Source organism: Microbacterium sp. CFBP9023 (assembly GCF_034045055.1).
In the GTDB taxonomy this organism is placed as follows: Bacteria; Actinomycetota; Actinomycetes; order Actinomycetales; family Microbacteriaceae; genus Microbacterium.
This window is the reverse complement of sequence record NZ_JAXCWI010000002.1, coordinates 533,953-548,129: the sequence shown is the minus strand read 5'-3', so window position 1 is coordinate 548,129 and position 14,177 is coordinate 533,953. Positions and strand designations below refer to the sequence as shown.

The window sequence follows — 14,177 nt, the reverse complement described above, 5'->3', positions numbered from 1 at the left end:
CAGGAGCACCCATGTCCTTCCAGGCATACCTCGACAAGGTCGAGACGCAGACCGGCCTCACCCCGCGGCAGTTCATCGAACTGGCGAAGGAGCAGGGCTTCGACGAGACGACCAAGTCCACCGTCGTCCTCAACTGGCTCAAGCAGGACTACGGCCTCGGGCACGGGCATGCTCAGGCGATGGTCCACGTGATCCTCAAGGGGCCGAAGATCAGCGACAAGCACGTCGGCAAGGGCGGCGCGCACGGCGATGCGTCCGACACCCTCTGGCTCGACGGCAAGGACAGCAACCCCGACGGCTGATCTCGCCCGCCACCGCACGACCGAGAACACCCAGAACACCGCACCGAGGAGCCCACATGGCAGTCCGCGTCGATCTCAACGTCTCCCTCGACGGATTGGCGACGACCACCGACCAATCACCCGAGAATCCGTTCGGCGAGGACTGGTCGCGCCTGGTCGCGGCGTACACCGCGACGCGGACGTTCCGCAGCCGCGTGCTCGGCGACACGTCGGGTGCCGGCACGACCGGCGTCGACGAGAGATACGCCCAGGAGTACTTCGAGGGCGTCGGCGCCGAGATCATGGGTGCCGGGATGTTCGGTCTGCACCAGAACCCCGATGACACCGAGTGGCGCGGATGGTGGGGCGACGAGCCGCCGTTCGAGGTGCCGGTCTTCGTGCTCACGCATGCACGGCGCGAGCCGATCGAGTTCGCCAACGGGACCGTCTTCCACTTCCTCGAGACGACCCCGGAGGAGGCGCTCGCCCGGGCTGCAGCGGTGGCCGGCGACCGGGACGTGCGCGTCGGCGGCGGCATCGACGTCGTGCGGCAGTTCCTGCGCAGGGGCCTGGTCGACCGGCTGCACCTTGCGGTCAACCCGCTCGTGATCGGAAGCGGGCAGCGCATCTGGGACGGACTGCGCGGCATCGAGAACGACTACGAGCTGCGTTCCGAGGTGGCCGAGAGCGGTGTCATCCATCTGAACTTCCGCCGAGACTGAGGCGCAGAGGGGGCGTCCATCGGCGCCCCCAGTAGGATTCCCTGCGTGGCAGCATCCTCGAAGCGCAAGAAGAATCAGCCCCGTGTGAGCGGCAATCCCGCGAAGCGGGCGAGCGGCAATCCGGCGACCCAGACCGCCATCGACGCCGGGCCCGTCACAGTCCGCGACTGGATCGGCGCCGCACGGCTGCGCACTCTGCCGCTCGCCGTCGCCCCCGTCGTCATCGGCACCGGCGCCGCACGCAGCACCGGTCCGGAGTTCCACTGGGTGATCGCGCTCGCGTGCCTCGCGGTCGCCGTGCTGCTGCAGGTCGGCGTCAACTTCGCGAACGACTACAGCGACGGCATCCGGGGCACCGATGCCGTGCGCGTCGGCCCGGCCCGCCTGACGGCATCCGGTCGGGTGAAGCCCCGCACCGTGCTCGTCGCCGCGTTGGTCTTCTTCGCACTCGCTGCGGCGGTCGGCGTCGCGATCGTGGTCCGCACCGAGCAGTGGTGGATGCTGGCCATCGGCGCCGCGTGCATCATCGCCGCGTGGTTCTACACCGGCGGCAAGAGGCCCTACGGGTACAACGCTCTCGGCGAGTTGTTCGTCTTCATCTTCTTCGGCCTCGTCGCGACGCTCGGCACGACGTGGGTGCAGGCGTTCGAACTGCCCCAGCAGGCGTGGCTCGGGGCGGTCGCGGCGGGCCTCTTCGCCTGCGCCGTGCTGCTCGCCAACAACCTGCGCGACATCGATCAGGATCGCCTGGTCGGCAAGCGCACGCTGACGGTGCTGATCGGCAAGCGCGCGACCCAGGTGCTCTTCACGCTGTTCGTGATCGTGCCCTTCGGCATCCTCGCGTTCATCGCGCTGCTGTACCCGATCGCGTGGATCGGGCTGCTCGCGCTGCTCGCCGGGCTCCCGGCCATCCTGATCGTCTGGACCTATCGTCAGGCGAAGGAGCTCGTCACGGCCCTGGCGCTGACATCGCTGACCGCACTGCTCTATGCCGGTGCGTTCTTCTGGGCCCTCGCCGGCTGAGCCGCCGATCGAACCGGCTGGCGCTGTGCGTCAGGCCCTCTCGGCGCCGTCGATCGCGTCGTCCTCGACGTCGGCGTCCTTCTGCGCGGCGGAGCTCTTGCCTTCGCGGCGCTCGACGATCCGGGCCGAGGCGTCGGTGAGCGGCCGGCGCAGGAACAGCATCGAGATGCTCACGCCGATGAGCGCGGCGAAGATCGCGGCGAGCCACCAGTACTCGCGGAAGATCGGGAAGAAGAACCACATGATCGCCAGCGGCACGAGGAAGGCCAGCAGACGCAGCACGGTGTAGACGAGGAAAGGTGCACGGTTCTTCACCTGCTCAGTCTACGTTCGCGACCTGAGGGGTCAGCTGTGTCAGCCGTCGATGCCCAGCGTCCGGAACGGGATGCCGCGCACGACGCGCTTCCACGGGTGCTCGCCGAGCGACCACAGCAGCTTCTCGTCGAGGTCGAGCGCGAGGTCCTCGCAGCCGACGGGCAGCGGCACCCGGTCGCGTGCCAGCGAATCGCGGTTCCCCGTCCACAGGACGCCGGGTCGCATGTGATCCGACTGCGAGACGAAGTGCCGGTCGCCCCAGCGGACGGCGCCCTGCATGTGCGTGATCCCTGGCGAGAAACGGCTGATCTCGCGGAACTCGTCGCCATCGCCGTCCGGCACGGAGAACTCGCCGATGCGTCCCTCGTCGTCGCGGGTGTACTCGCCGATGAGCACCCTCCGCAGGGGCACTCCCTCGTCGTCGTAGACGCGGCCGAGGTACGAGCAGCGGAGGTCGAGCGGGTGCACGCGGGTGCGCACCGCGACGAGCGCGGTGGCCCGCAGACCGCTTCCCCGCGCGCCGGCGAGGCGTCGCGCCTCCGGGCCGCGGACGCGCCGGATGTCGGCGAGGTCGAACTCCCAGATGCCACGGCCGGTGGCTGCGACGAACAGGCGGTCGTCGAACCACGCGAGTCCGCCGGCGTGGATCCGGGCGGGCTGAAGCTCGCCGTCCTCGTCGATCGCGAGCAGCACGTCGAGATGTCGGGAGCGCTCGAGGTCGACGAACGCGACCCGCGATGCCAGATGGTGTCCGTCGAGCTGCTGCCGGAACCAGCTCACGGCGAGAGTCCGACGCCCCTGCCACAGGCCCAGGTCGATGCCCTGCGGGTACCAGCGGCGGGTCCAGGTGCGGGCGCTCAGCCACCGCAGGTCGACCGTGCTGCGGCGCTTCTGCCGCACCGGGCGCCACGTCGTTCCGAACGGCCAGAGCATGCTCCCATCGTCGCCGATCCCCGGGCGCGGTGCGAATCCGGCATCGCCACGCCGGGGTCGACCGAGATCACGTCACCGCGCGTTCACCCGCAGGCCGCCGACCGGCAAGGAGCGCCTGAGAGCATTCCGACACCGTCGACCCGGGGGAGTTCTGTGCGCACACCGCTCGTGACCGTCATCCTGCCCGCCAAGGACGCAGGCGCCTACATCGGCACGACGCTCGAGACGCTGACACGGCAGTTCGACGATCCCGCCGCGCTCAAGCTGGTGGCGATCGACGACGGCTCCCGTGATGACACCGGCATGCTCATGCGACGTTACGCCGAGCGCTTCCCGCACGCCGAGGTCATCGTCAACGCCCGGCCGAAGGGGCTTGCGAGCGCCCGCAATCAGGGGCTCGAGCGGGTCGACGGCGACGCGTTCTGCTTTCTCGACGGCGACGACTGGATGCAGCCGGGGCGGCTCTCGGTGCTGGTGCGCCGACTGCATGAGCTGCGCTGCGACATGCTCCGCACCGATCACGTCACCGTGAAGGACGGCGTGCGCACCCTGGTGCCGGCGCCTCACCCGTGGCGCGAGGCGGTCGGCTCTCCGCGCGACGCGATCCTGCCCGAGAACGAGCCGACCATGGTCGACTATCCGTTCGCGTGGGCCGGCATCCTGCACCGTCGCCTGATCGACGAGGGAATCGCGGGGTTCACACCCGGCCTGTTCACCGCCGAGGATCGTCCGTGGATCTGGCGTCTGCATCTGCAGGCCCGGTCGTTCGCGGTGGTCGACGCTCCTGCCCTGCTCTACCGCCGGGGGGTGTCGACATCGCTGACCCAGGTGCGCGATCGCCGCCAACTGGACTTCGTGCGGGCGATGGGCGAGGTGCTCGACATCGTCGAGGCGGATGCCGAGGCCGACCGCTTCCTCCCGAAGGCGGTGTGGAGCGTGATGGCCCTCTCGTCCCGGCACCTGGTGCGATCGAGGCGGATGACGCCGTCGCTGCGCGCCGAGATGCGCGCCGGCCTCCGCGGGCTGCTGGCCCGCCTGCCCCAGAGTGAGACGACGGCCGTGCTGTCGCGCCTCGACGGACCGCGTCGCCGAGTGCTCGCCCCGCTGCTGCGTGCGGTCGGACGTGCGGCATGACCCAGCTCTTCGCGGTGCACAGCGCCTATGGGCTCGCCACCGTCGCCGCCGCGCTCGACGGCGGGCTGCTCGGCGAGCATGGCGAGCGCGTGCTCGTGCCGTTCGTGTCCTCGCGGGTGCCCGAGACGTCCGTGGGCATCGTCGCCGACCCGGCGCTCGCGAGCCTCCGCGACCGGTTCGACCGGATCGAGGATCTCGACGCGCTGCTCGGTCCGCTGCATCCGAGCTCCTGGAAGCCGGATGCCGCCGACCTGCCGCTGCTGCGGCGACTGCTGACGAGGGCATGGGGGATCGACCCCGGCGACCTCGAACTGCTCGTGCAGAGCCCGCAGGTCGCCCCGGCGCGCGTCCTGATGCAGATCTTCCCTCATGCGCGTCTCACGATCATCGGCGACGGACTCATGACGTACTCGCCGATGCGGGTGCGGATGCCGCACACGATCACCGCTCGGATCGGCCGCGTCGTGCACGTCGACGTGGTGCCGGGGGTCACACCGCTGGTGGGTTCGCCCGTCGCGACGCCGGTGCCGGTCTCACCCGATCTGTTCCGGGCGGTGCTCGCCGAGACCGCCGAGGCGGTCGACGACACGGCGGAGCTCGAGAGCGCGCTCGACGGAGAGCCGACAGTGCTCGTCCTCGGCCAGTACCTGTCCGCCCTCGGCCTGGTCGGCGAGCGCGAGGAGATCGCGCTGCAGAAGGAGATGATCGATCGTGCGGCCGGCCGGCGACCACAGCACATCGTCTTCAAGCCGCACCCGTCGGCGCCGCCTCAGCTCAGCGACGCGCTGCGCGACCGAGCAGCGGTCCACGGCATCGACTTCCGCGAGTACCGCGGCGCGCTCGCCGCAGAGGCGCTGGCCGAGCGGGTCGATGCCAGGGCCGTCATCGCCGGGTTCTCGACGGCGCTGCCGACCGTCCAGACCCTGTTCGGTCGAGAGATCGAGGCGGTGGGCACCGACACCGTGCTCGCACGTCTGACCCCGTACGAGAACAGCAACCGGGTGCCTGCGACGATCGTGGACGCGCTGACCAGGCCGGACTCCCCGTATCGCGATCCGGCGCGCATGCAGCTCCTGATCGACGCGGTCGGCTACGTCATGCAGCCCGTCGTCGCCGCACACCTCCGCGATCGTGCCGAGCAGCTGCTCTCCGGCATCCGCCCGTCCGATCGCGATCGCTACTTCGCGCCCGAGAGGCTGATCGAACTGCGGTTGCCCGGGGCGCCGCGCGAGACGGCGATCCGTCGCGTGCTGCGCCCGGTGGGCGGCATCGGTCGAGTCGAGCAGGTGCGGCTCACCGTGCTCGCCGCGCGGCGCAGACTCTCGCGTGCCTGGCGCGTGCTCAGAGGGCGATGACGGACGATGACGGGCGATGACGGCGAGGGGACGAGCGGCATGATCGAGCAGCAGCAGCAGCAGCAGCAGCAGCAGAGGACGGATGTCGGCAGGGTCGTCGCGATCATCCCGGCACGTGGCGGGTCGAAGGGCGTGCCGCGCAAGAACCTGCGCCGTGTGGGCGGTGTGCCTCTCATCGAACGCGCCGTGCGCACGGCGCTGGAGGCCGAGGGCATCGACCTCGTGGTGGTGTCGACCGACGACGACGAGATCGCGGCGGTGAGCGAGGCGGCCGGGGCGCGAGTCGTGCGGCGACCGACCGCGATCTCCGGCGACACGGCGTCGTCGGAGTCGGCCATCCTGCATGCTCTCGACGAGCTCGCCGCCGGGGGAGACCGGGCTGACGTGGTGGCCTTCCTGCAGGCGACATCGCCGTTCATCCCGCGCGAGGCCCTGTCTCGTGCCGTGCGCGAGGTGAGCGAGCGTCGGGCGGACAGCGTGTTCGCGGCCCATGAGACCTACGCTTTCCTCTGGGCACGCAGCGCGGATGCCGACGCAGCCGTCGCACTCAACCACGACGCCGCGCGTCGCCCGCGTCGCCAGGATCGCGAGCCGCACTACCTCGAGACGGGCGCGTTCTACGTCTTCCGCGCTGAGGGCTTCCGTGAGGCGGAGCACCGCTTCTTCGGCCGCATCCGCATCGCCGAGGTGCCCGAATGGACGGCGATCGAGATCGACGACGAGCAGCAGCTCCGCATCGCCCGAGCGCTCGCCGCCCTTCACGAGAGCCCGGACCGGGTGCCGGTGCGAGCGATCGTGACCGACTTCGACGGCGTGCACACCGACGACACGGCGACGGTCGACGCCGACGGCATCGAACGGGTGCGGGTGAGCCGGGAAGACGGCATGGGGGTGTCGCTGCTGCGGCGGGCCGGCATCCCGATGCTGATCCTCTCCACCGAGGTCAACGCGGTGGTGCGGGCTCGGGCCGACAAGCTGCGCGTTCCGGTGCTGCACGGCATCGACGACAAGGAGTCCGCGCTGCGCGGGTGGGCAGAGGAGGTCGGCATCGCGCTGGCCGACATCGCGTACCTGGGCAACGACGTGAACGACCTGCCGGCGCTGCGCATCGTCGGCTGGCCGGTGGCGGTGGCCGACGCGCATCCGCTGGTGCTCGAGGCCGCCAGGGTCGTGCTGACGCGCCGGGGCGGCCACGGCGCCGTCCGCGAGCTGATCGAACGGGTGTTGCCCGCCTGACCGGTGCCGGTAACCCTCCTGTCGTTCGGCGTTCACCCCCGGCGCGTACTCAGGAGAGAAGGCCATTTCGACGACCGGAGGAACCATGACTGTCAGCATCGGCTCACGCGTGATCGGCGGCGGTCACCCCGCCTATGTCATTGCGGAGATCGGCCTCAACCACAACGGCGACGTCGACCTCGCCAAGCGCCTGATCGACGTCGCGGCGAAGGCGGGAGCCGACGCCGTGAAGTTCCAGAAGCGCACCCCCGAGATCTCCACCCCCGAGCACATGCGCGATGTTCCGCGCGAGACGCCGTGGGGCACCATGAGCTACCTCGACTACCGCCGCCGCGTCGAGTTCGGCCGTGACGAGTACATCGCGATCGGCGATCACGCCACGATGCTCGGGCTCGACTGGTTCGCGTCGCCGTGGGACGTGCCGAGCGTCGCCTTCCTCGAAGACCTCAATGTCGTGGCGCACAAGGTCGCCTCCGCGAGCCTGACCGACACCGAGCTGCTCGTCGCGCTGCGCGAGACCGGCAAGCCCGTCATTCTCTCGACCGGCATGTCGACGATCGAGCAGATCGACCGCGCCCTCACGACCCTCGGCACCGACCGGGTGGTGCTGATGCACGCCACCTCGACGTATCCGCTCGAGCCCGAAGAGGCCAACCTGCGCGCGATCGCCACCCTGCGCGACCGCTACCCCGGTGTTCCGGTCGGATACTCGGGCCACGAGCGGGGGCTGCAGATCTCGCTCGCCGCCGTTGCGATCGGAGCGGTGGCCGTCGAGCGCCACATCACGCTCGACCGCACGATGTGGGGCTCCGACCATGCGGCATCCCTCGAACCCACCGGACTCGAGCACCTCGTGCGCGACATCCGCGTGATCGAGATGGCTCTGGGCGACGGCGTCAAGCGCGTGTTCGACAGTGAGCGGGCGCCGATGGCCAAGCTGCGCCGCATCCCGGCATGAGCGGATCCGGCTCGCTGCGGGTCGTCGCGATCGCCGACGCCGACTCGTTCGTGAAATGGTCGGCGTCGCTGCTCGGCAGCGTGCCCGGCATCCGTCCGCACCTGCTGCTCGTGCAGACGCCGCTGACCGCCAGCCTCGACCAGCAGCGGAGTGCGCTGGCGGGCACGGGGATGCTGTCCGACGATGTGACCCGCCTGTCCTTCGCGCGCGTGAGCGCCTGGCTCGAGGGGCAGCGTCCTGACGTCGTGCTGCTCGCCGGCCGCGGCCCGTTCGTGCGCCTGTTGGGCCGGGTCGTCGACGGGCTCACCGTGCGACCGGTCGTCGTCGCCGGACTTCCGGGCATGGCCGTTCCCGCGCAGCGCGGTGCCCTCGAGTACCGGCGGAACGCCGATCTGCTCGTCGTGCACTCGCATCGGGAGGAGCGCGCGTTCGCCGAGCTCGGTCGCCGGATCGGCGTGCAGGTGCCGACGGCGCTCGCGACCCTGCCGTTCGCGAGATCCCGATCGCGGATGGTGGCGGCTGATCGGGCACGGGTGATCGCGGCCGAGTCCGGAGGATCGTCCGGAACCCTCGTCGCCGAGAGGCCGGCCGAGCCCCGGGCGGTGCGGATGCCGGCGACCGACATCGTGTTCGCGGCCCAGGCCCTCGTGCCCACCGACCGGGAGGAGCGGGCCGAGATCGCGGCCACCCTCGTGCGCGCGGCCGAAGCGGACCCGAACCGCCGTGTGGTGGTCAAGCTGCGGTCGCGGCCCGGTGAGTCGGAGACGCATCTCGAACGCGACGCGTACCTCGATCTGCTCCCTGCGAGGCGTCCGGAGAACCTCGTCGTCTCGTACGGATCCATGGCACAGGCGCTGTCGACGGCGGCCGGACTCGTCACGGTCAGCTCCACCGCGGCGGTCGAGGCGGTGGCGCAGGGGGTGCCCGTGATCGCCCTCGACTCGTTCGGAGTGAGCAAGAGCCTGTTGAACACGGTGTTCGTCGGCAGCGGTCTGCTGGGCGGGCGCAGTGAGGTCGTGGCCGGGCGCTTCCGGCATCCGCACCCCGTCTGGCTGCGTGACAACTACTTCCACCCCTCGGCCGAGTCGACCTGGTGGGAGCACGTCGAACAGCTCGTCGCGCTGCGCCGCGCCGGGGGACTCCCGGCGAAGCGCGTGCCGGCGGCCCGCGGTGGCGCGATGCACGAGGCGTGGCATCGCGCGAGTGTGCTCGGGTCGAACGACCGCACAATCCGCGGAACCGCGGCGCTCGCCGTCGGCGTGCCCGCCACGGCGCTGCTCGGCGCTCTGCGGCGGGGTCGATCGTCGGTGGGCAGCGGCACCTGGGCCGACGCGTCGACCGATTTCACGCTCGAGCCGAACCCCTTCCACGACTCGATCCGGCGCTGAGGGCGCTGCCGACCCCTCCCACGGCTGAGTGCCCTCACGCGGCGGACGGTCGAGGCGCGGCGATCGACGGCGGGTTCGGGTCGTTCCACCGCTGGAAGGTCTGCACCCACCAGAACGTGGCGAACAGGATCAGCGCGACGGCCTCGCCGATCAGCACGACCGGAGTCTCACCGAAGGCCTGACGGAAGAGCAGAGCCACCACCAGCAGCACGAGGTCGGCGATCATCAGCCCCGAGATCCACCGATAGATCGTGCGCTGTCGGGGCGTGGGCGGCGTCTCGTCCGGGTCGAGCGGCCCTCCCGCGTAGAGGATCGGGACGGCTGCGAACACTCCGAAGAACAACAGGGTCGCTGCGAAGTGGATGCTGTTGACCGGCCAGAAGTTGAACGGGAAGTGCTCGTTGACCGCCGGAGCGAATCCGAGCGCCACGACCACGACCGCGGTCACGAGCGCGATGATCGAGACGAGCATCGCCGAGCGATTCGGGGTGCGGGTGCGGCGACGGATCAGCGCCATCGTCACCACGACCGCCACGACCACCACGGCGTAGACGGCGATTCCCGCTTTCGCGCTTGCGACGGCGTCGACGGGGATGCACTCCTGCGCCGTCGGGCACGGCATCCGGTCGACCGCGCGCGGATCGGCGATGCCCACGGGAACGATCGCGATGAGCGGCGCGAACACCGCGCACACGTCGAGCAGGGTCGTCGCGCGACTGCGTCCCGAGAGCGCGAGCAGGGCCACGGATGCCGCGATCAGGGTGCCGACGAAGACGTCGCGGACCGGTGTGTAGAAGGCGTGGCTGATCGAGGGCAGCGGGTTCCAGCCGAAGATCAGGGGTGTCCACGACACGACGATGCTCTGCAGCACGACAGCGAAGATCAGCGCGACGACGATGAGAACCAGCGCCAGACGCAGGTAGCGATGCGTCTTCTGTCCGGTCGTGACGAGGGCGTCTGCGGCTGCCATGATCGTGACGGTACACCGCCGGGCCGACGCCGACGTGTGACGCCCCGCGACGGCCCTTGTCATGCGCGGACTCACTCTGTCAATCCCCGCAACGTTCCTGGTCTTCCCGGTCGGGGCCGGGTAGCGTCATTCCCATCGCGGCGATCCGGGCGGTCCCGGGCCTCAGCTCATACCTGATGGCGTTGCGGGTTCGACTCCCGCCGTCGCGTCCACTTCACCGGTGACGCAGTCAGTCCTCGCCGGTGATCCGCGCTTCGACCGGCGCCCATCCGTTCTCGAGCACGGTGAATCCGGCGGCGAGGATCCCGAGCTGGTCGTCGCTCTCGTTGACGAGCAGCTGCATCTGCAGCACGAACCGCGAGTACACGCGGATCTCCGGGGTGGCCAGGGTCAGTCCCAGTTCGACCGCGATCGCATCCGCGAGCGCGTCCTCGTGTCGCAGCCACATCCGGGCGGCGTACTCACGCAGCGCCGGTGTCTCGTTGAGGAACCGCGAGAAGACCTGCGACACCTCCGCGCCGTGCTCGGCGAGGTTCGCGTGCACCTCGGCCGTATAGAAGTCGTGGATCGCGCGGTTGATGGTGACGCCCGGGGCGCGGTCGCGAACGGCGGAGACGAGCCGGTCTCGCTGCTCGTCGTCCTCGTCGAAGACGAGCGCCTCCTTCTGCGGAAAGTGCGCGAACACCGTCGTCGGGGAGACGTCGGCCGCGTCCGCGACCTCGCGGATGCTGACGTTGTCGAACCCGCGCTCGAGGAACATCATCGTCGCGACATCGGAGATGTTCTTGCGCGTCGCGGCCTTCTTGCGCTCGCGGCGACCGATCGGCTCAACGTTCGTCATGCGTCCACGATATCGCGAACCCGATCCGAAACTGGCTTGACAACAAAACTGGTATTGATACAGTTTCGGAGTGACTTCACTAAACACATCGCTCGCGCGCAGCGACAAGCGCGCCTGGACCATGCTCATCGTGCTGACGATGCTCACCGTCGTCGGTATGACCGTCGTGCTTCCCGTCCTGCCGTTCGTCGTGCTGCAGTACGTGTCGCACGAAGGCGACCTCGCCATCTGGGTCGGCATCCTCGAAGCGATCAACGGCCTGTGCGCCTTCCTGGTCGCCCCCTTCCTCGGTCGCCTGTCCGACCGCTTCGGGCGACGACCGGTGATCATCGCCGCCGCCTTCGGAGCGGCGTTCGCCATGGCGCTGTTCGGCATCGGGGGAGCGATCTGGGTGCTCGTGCTCGCGCGTGTCATCCAGGGACTGACCGCCGGCGACCTTCCGGCCCTCTTCGCCTACCTCGCCGACATCACGCCGCCCGAGAAGCGCGCTCAGCGGTTCGGTCTGCTCGGTGCGCTCTCGGGAATCGGCATGATGATCGGACCCGCGATCGGCGGACTGCTCGCGGCCGTCAGCCTGCAGCTGCCGGTCTTCCTCACCGCAGCCGTCGCCCTCGTGATCGCGATCCTCAGCATCTTCCTGCTGCCCGAGAGCCTCGCGCCCGAGAACCGGATCGAGCGCATCTCGGTGCGCGAGATCCAGCCGTTCGGCGTCTTCAAGGAAGCGTTCGGACGCAAGGAGCTGCGTGGTCTGATGATCGGATTCGGCCTCCTGGCGCTCCCGTTCGGCTTCTTCGTCAACAACTTCAGCGTGCTCGCGCTGGACTCGATCCAGTGGGGGCCGACGCAGATCGGTCTGCTCACGGCAGGCGTCGGCATCATCGACATCCTCATCCAGGGCGTGCTGCTCGGCATCCTGCTTCCTCGCATCGGCGAGCGCGGCGTGATCATCAGCGGCATCGTGGCGCAGGCGATCGGACTGGCCGGGCTCGCTGTCGTCGCGTCGATCTTCGCGCAGCCGTGGGTGTTCATCGTCGGTGCGCTGATGCTCGCCGCAGGGCAGGGCGCCTCGACCGCGGCGATGGACGGAGCCATGTCGAACGCGGTCGGCGACGACGAGCAGGGCTGGCTGGGCGGAGCGACGCAGTCGCTCAACGCCGCGATGAACACGGCGGCCCCTCTGATCGCCGGTGCGCTCTATGTCACGGTCAGCCATGCGGCTCCCTACTGGCTCGGCGTCGCGCTGATGATCGTCGCCGTGATCGTCGTGTCCCGTGCGCACATCGCGAACACGGCGAAGAAGGACGCGCGGACGCACGATGTTGGGGCCGAGGTCGAGACCGACGCGAGGGACGTCCCGGTCGCGGTCACCGACGCCCGCAGCTGAGACGCAGGCTCCGCAGTCGGGGGATGATGGATACATGCCCAGTCCTCATCGCCCCGGTCTGCGGGTCTCGTCGGGTCTCACGATCCCCGAGGCCGAGCTGTCGTGGCGTTTCTCGCGGTCGTCGGGCCCCGGCGGACAGGGTGTGAACACGGCGGACTCGCGGGTCGAACTCCTCTGGGATGCCGCGGGCAGCACGGCGCTCACCCCGCACCAGCGGGATAGCCTCCTCGATCGGCTGAGCGGGCGTCTCGTGAACGGCGTGCTGACCATCGCCGCATCCGAGCACCGCGCCCAGCTGCGCAACCGTGATGCTGCACGTGAACGACTCGCGAGCATCGTCGCCGAGGCGCTGCGTCCGCCGGCGCCGCAGCGCCGCGCGACCAAGCCGAGTCGAGGGTCGAAAGAGCGGCGGCTCAAGGCGAAGCAGCGGCGCACCGATGTCAAGCAGCTGCGCAGGCGCCCGAGCGACTGACCCGCGCATCGCACCGACAAGGTGAGGTCCGCTTTCGCCACCCGCCCTCTGCGGGCACTCTGAGTTCATGACCGCACTCACCATCGGCACGCCTCTCGACAGCGGGCTCGGAACCGTCACCCTCGATCCGCGGCGCTTCAACCGGCACACCTTCTGGTGCGGCCAGAGCGGCAGCGGCAAGACCTACGCGCTGGGCGTCGTGCTCGAGCAGCTCCTGCTCGAGACCGAGCTGCCGATGCTGATCCTCGACCCGAACGCCGACTTCGTGCGGCTGCAGAGCACGCGGCCGTCCGCGGCCCCGCATCACGCCGAGCGCATCGCGGACTCCGACATCCGGGTGTTCCGCTCGGGGCGCGTCGACGGCGAGCCGTTGCGCGTGCGCTACATCGATCTGTCGCCGGCATCCAAGGCAGCCGTGCTGCGGATGAGTCCGATCCAGGATGCCGAGGAGTACAACGTCCTCCTCCATCTCGATCAGAACGCGAGGCTGCTCGGCTCGGATCGCATCGTGCCCCACCTGCGCGACGGCGGGCACGACGCCCGCAACCGACTCGCCGACCGCATGGAGAACCTGCAGGTGCTGGAGTGGGAGCTCTGGTCCCGCGGCGAGGCGTCGGTCGTCGACGTGATCGAGCAGCGGCCGCGGGTGACGGTGCTCGACCTCGGCGGATTCGACCACCCCGCCGAACCGAAGGTCGCAGCCCTCGCGGTGCTCGAGCACCTGTGGTCTCGTCGCGAGGAGCGAAAGCCCCTGCTCATCGTGATCGACGAGGCGCACAATCTGTGCCCTCCCGACCCGCGCACCGAGGTCGAGCGGGCGCTCACCGAGCAGCTCGTGCAGATCGCCGCCGAGGGTCGCAAGTTCGGGCTGTGGCTGTTCCTGTCGACACAGCGGCCGACGAAGATCCATCCGAACGTGCTGTCGCAGTGCGACAACCTCGGTCTGATGCGCGTCAACGCGCCGCGCGACCTGGCGGAGCTGGCCGAGGTGTTCGGCTTCGCGCCGGAGGAGGCGATCCGCAGGTCCCAGACCTTCACACAGGGTCAGGCCCTCTTCGCCGGGGGGTTCATCGCCGAGCCGACGTTCGTGCAGATGGGGGAGCGACTGACGGAGGAAGCGGGCGGCGACGTCTCGGTGCCGCTCCGCTCGACCCCGTAGAGCCAC

Annotated in this window: 15 protein-coding genes and 1 tRNA gene; 12 read left to right on the top strand and 4 right to left on the bottom strand. The window is 69.9% G+C overall.

The window, feature by feature from the left end:
* The first annotated feature begins 11 nt into the window (after positions 1–11).
* From SOM10_RS13180 to SOM10_RS13170, 3 genes are read left to right on the top strand one after another with little or no spacing between them, the layout of a single operon-like run.
* Complete coding sequence (locus tag SOM10_RS13180) at positions 12–302, top strand: DUF4287 domain-containing protein (RefSeq protein WP_187250291.1); 291 nt, start codon at positions 12–14, stop codon at positions 300–302.
* 56 nt (positions 303–358) lie between these two features.
* Entirely contained in the window at positions 359–1,003 is a 645-nt protein-coding gene (locus SOM10_RS13175) for a dihydrofolate reductase family protein (RefSeq protein WP_320490417.1), read from the top strand.
* 45 nt (positions 1,004–1,048) lie between these two features.
* Positions 1,049–2,026 carry a 1,4-dihydroxy-2-naphthoate polyprenyltransferase gene (locus tag SOM10_RS13170; protein WP_320490416.1) on the top strand — a complete coding sequence of 326 codons (978 nt, stop codon included), beginning with the start codon at positions 1,049–1,051 and terminating at the stop codon, positions 2,024–2,026.
* A 30-nt stretch (positions 2,027–2,056) separates the two neighbouring features.
* Here the strand turns inward: SOM10_RS13170 and SOM10_RS13165 are convergent, their stop codons facing one another.
* A complete protein-coding gene (locus SOM10_RS13165) occupies positions 2,057–2,341 on the bottom strand; it encodes a DUF4229 domain-containing protein (RefSeq protein ID WP_053097557.1) in 285 nt (94 codons plus the stop codon).
* 39 nt (positions 2,342–2,380) lie between these two features.
* Entirely contained in the window at positions 2,381–3,274 is an 894-nt protein-coding gene (locus tag SOM10_RS13160; protein WP_320490415.1) for a hypothetical protein, read from the bottom strand.
* A 153-nt stretch (positions 3,275–3,427) separates the two neighbouring features.
* On the opposite strand from SOM10_RS13160, the gene SOM10_RS13155 reads away from it, so the two are divergent.
* The 5 genes from SOM10_RS13155 (at position 3,428) to SOM10_RS13135 (ending at position 9,345) form a co-directional block, all read left to right on the top strand.
* On the top strand, positions 3,428–4,408 hold the full coding sequence (locus SOM10_RS13155) for a glycosyltransferase family 2 protein (protein ID WP_056279659.1): 981 nt from the start codon (positions 3,428–3,430) through the stop codon (positions 4,406–4,408).
* Positions 4,405–5,763, top strand: coding sequence for a polysialyltransferase family glycosyltransferase (locus SOM10_RS13150; protein ID WP_320490413.1), 1,359 nt, complete (start codon positions 4,405–4,407; stop codon positions 5,761–5,763). The genes SOM10_RS13155 and SOM10_RS13150 overlap by 4 nt, the downstream gene beginning before the upstream one ends.
* A gap of 6 nt (positions 5,764–5,769) precedes the next feature.
* Positions 5,770–6,999 carry a cytidylyltransferase domain-containing protein gene (locus SOM10_RS13145; RefSeq protein ID WP_414683583.1) on the top strand — a complete coding sequence of 410 codons (1,230 nt, stop codon included), beginning with the start codon at positions 5,770–5,772 and terminating at the stop codon, positions 6,997–6,999.
* 85 nt (positions 7,000–7,084) lie between these two features.
* Positions 7,085–7,957: an N-acetylneuraminate synthase family protein gene (locus SOM10_RS13140; RefSeq protein WP_056279662.1), complete on the top strand. Its 873-nt coding sequence runs from the start codon at positions 7,085–7,087 to the stop codon at positions 7,955–7,957.
* Positions 7,954–9,345 carry a DUF6716 putative glycosyltransferase gene (locus SOM10_RS13135; protein ID WP_320490411.1) on the top strand — a complete coding sequence of 464 codons (1,392 nt, stop codon included), beginning with the start codon at positions 7,954–7,956 and terminating at the stop codon, positions 9,343–9,345. Before SOM10_RS13140 ends, SOM10_RS13135 begins: the two co-directional genes overlap by 4 nt.
* A 34-nt stretch (positions 9,346–9,379) precedes the next feature.
* Here SOM10_RS13135 and SOM10_RS13130 read toward each other — a convergent pair whose 3' ends face one another.
* On the bottom strand, positions 9,380–10,315 hold the full coding sequence (locus SOM10_RS13130; RefSeq protein WP_320490410.1) for a hypothetical protein: 936 nt from the start codon (positions 10,313–10,315) through the stop codon (positions 9,380–9,382).
* A gap of 136 nt (positions 10,316–10,451) precedes the next feature.
* Here SOM10_RS13130 and SOM10_RS13125 point away from each other — a divergent pair.
* Positions 10,452–10,527 (top strand) — tRNA-Met (locus tag SOM10_RS13125).
* 17 nt (positions 10,528–10,544) lie between these two features.
* Here the strand turns inward: SOM10_RS13125 and SOM10_RS13120 are convergent.
* On the bottom strand, positions 10,545–11,156 hold the full coding sequence (locus SOM10_RS13120) for a TetR/AcrR family transcriptional regulator (protein ID WP_285363968.1): 612 nt from the start codon (positions 11,154–11,156) through the stop codon (positions 10,545–10,547).
* Between the two features lie 70 nt (positions 11,157–11,226).
* On the opposite strand from SOM10_RS13120, the gene SOM10_RS13115 reads away from it, so the two are divergent.
* From SOM10_RS13115 to SOM10_RS13105, 3 genes are all read left to right on the top strand, one after another.
* A complete protein-coding gene (locus SOM10_RS13115; protein ID WP_233277235.1) occupies positions 11,227–12,540 on the top strand; it encodes an MFS transporter in 1,314 nt (437 codons plus the stop codon).
* 34 nt (positions 12,541–12,574) lie between these two features.
* Positions 12,575–13,012, top strand: coding sequence for an alternative ribosome rescue aminoacyl-tRNA hydrolase ArfB (gene arfB, locus SOM10_RS13110; protein WP_320490409.1), 438 nt, complete (start codon positions 12,575–12,577; stop codon positions 13,010–13,012).
* 67 nt (positions 13,013–13,079) lie between these two features.
* Entirely contained in the window at positions 13,080–14,171 is a 1,092-nt protein-coding gene (locus SOM10_RS13105; RefSeq protein ID WP_320490407.1) for an ATP-binding protein, read from the top strand.
* Positions 14,172–14,177: the final 6 nt, after the last annotated feature.

Coding starts and splice junctions, on each gene's coding strand:
- SOM10_RS13175 (WP_320490417.1), top strand. CDS start 359: ATGGCAGTCCGCGTCGATCTCAACGTCTCCCTCGACGGATTGGCGACG.
- SOM10_RS13130 (WP_320490410.1), bottom strand. CDS start 10,315: ATGGCAGCCGCAGACGCCCTCGTCACGACCGGACAGAAGACGCATCGC.
- SOM10_RS13105 (WP_320490407.1), top strand. CDS start 13,080: ATGACCGCACTCACCATCGGCACGCCTCTCGACAGCGGGCTCGGAACC.
- SOM10_RS13140 (WP_056279662.1), top strand. CDS start 7,085: ATGACTGTCAGCATCGGCTCACGCGTGATCGGCGGCGGTCACCCCGCC.
- SOM10_RS13150 (WP_320490413.1), top strand. CDS start 4,405: ATGACCCAGCTCTTCGCGGTGCACAGCGCCTATGGGCTCGCCACCGTC.
- SOM10_RS13135 (WP_320490411.1), top strand. CDS start 7,954: ATGAGCGGATCCGGCTCGCTGCGGGTCGTCGCGATCGCCGACGCCGAC.
- SOM10_RS13145 (WP_414683583.1), top strand. CDS start 5,770: ATGACGGGCGATGACGGCGAGGGGACGAGCGGCATGATCGAGCAGCAG.
- arfB (WP_320490409.1), top strand. CDS start 12,575: ATGCCCAGTCCTCATCGCCCCGGTCTGCGGGTCTCGTCGGGTCTCACG.
- SOM10_RS13180 (WP_187250291.1), top strand. CDS start 12: ATGTCCTTCCAGGCATACCTCGACAAGGTCGAGACGCAGACCGGCCTC.
- SOM10_RS13160 (WP_320490415.1), bottom strand. CDS start 3,274: ATGCTCTGGCCGTTCGGAACGACGTGGCGCCCGGTGCGGCAGAAGCGC.
- SOM10_RS13120 (WP_285363968.1), bottom strand. CDS start 11,156: ATGACGAACGTTGAGCCGATCGGTCGCCGCGAGCGCAAGAAGGCCGCG.